The organism is Sphingobium lactosutens DS20 (genome assembly GCF_000445105.1).
Classification (GTDB): domain Bacteria; phylum Pseudomonadota; class Alphaproteobacteria; order Sphingomonadales; family Sphingomonadaceae; genus Sphingobium; species Sphingobium lactosutens.
Map to the genome: position 1 here is coordinate 1 of NZ_ATDP01000011.1, position 1336 is coordinate 1336.

At 65.2% G+C, this 1336-nt stretch carries 1 protein-coding gene; it reads right to left on the reverse strand.

The window, feature by feature from the left end; translation table 11 throughout:
* On the reverse strand, window positions 1–1336 hold a 1336-nt coding region (locus RLDS_RS29290; RefSeq protein WP_021224247.1), incomplete at both ends, for an AAA family ATPase.

The window sequence follows — 1336 nt, forward strand, 5'->3', positions numbered from 1 at the left end:
GGGGCGATAGGTCGACGCATAGCGCAATTCCTCGCGCGTCGTATTCACTCGATCATAGACTGTGAGCTGGAGCGCCTCGCCCTTGACGCTTCCTTCGGCGATCAATCCGGCTTGAATGCGCTTGTTGATAGTCTCGCGCGCGTCTCTGCCTGATGCGAATACGGCGGTCGCCTCACGCTCTTCCGGTGAAAGGCCGAGCCAACTATCGGCCGCGGCGGCGGCCGGATCCTTCTCTTCCACGATATGCTCGCCGAGCACCTTCATGGCGGCGCCCGCCTTTCCCACGTTCGCGAGTTCGGCGACAACCTTCAGCTTCTGCTGCTCTTCGGTTAGCGGCTGGCCCGGCTTCCCGATGCGGATATTCTGGGTCATCCGCACCATCGTCGCGCCGGCAGCCTGGATCATGGCGAAGGCCTTGCCCCAGTCGATCGAGGAGAGCTGCTGCCTGTCGCCGACGAGGACGAGCTTGTCGACGCCCATCGCCGCGCTGATCTGGTGAAGCTTCAGCATATCGCTTGCCGAGACCATCGAGGTCTCGTCCACGAGGAGCATGGTGCCGGCGAGCCTTTCCCGCGCCGCTTCATAGCGCGGCGTGTTCCGTTCGGCGATGAAGCGCTCGTGGGCGAGGACAAAGGAGGCGATCGTCTGGGCCTGGATGCCGGCGCCCTCGGCGAGATCGCCGACCATTTTGTTCTGGAACGCGAGACCCCGGATCGTACGGCCTTCGGCCTCCGCGACGCGCGAGACCGCCTGCAGCATCGTGGACTTGCCCGTGCCCGCCTTTCCCTGGATCGTGATCGTGCGATCGTCAGAGGAGAGGATCAGGGTCGCGGCGGCAAGCTGCCCGGGATTGAGTGGATGCTCCGCGACTGCCTGAAGGCGCGCGGGCGCGTCGGCAGCAGACAGGACGGGATTTGCGGCGCCATTGCCTTCCTTCACCAGGTCGAGGATCTTCTCCTCGATGCGCAGCGCCTCCTGGGTCGTCACCATCTTGCCGTCGCGGTCCGTGGCATGGGCAGTTCCCATCACGATCTGCCGATTCTGGACGAGCTGATCGATCCGGCGCTCGACGCTTTCGACGGTGACGCCTTTGAGACCGAGATCGAGCGCAGTCTTCGACACCATATGAAGCGGCCAGGCCGCCTCGCGTTCGGACAGGATGCGGACGGCCGATGCGACCGCGAGTTGCGTGCGGGCCTCTTCGGGTGACTTGACCGCGCGCGCGAGCGCATGGTCGACTAACGGGTCGTGTGGGCGAAGGAAATCGCCGAGCCGGCTGCGCGCGAGATCGATGGCATCGACGATCGCGCGATAGCCGCGCTCGAGCGGCCCGACC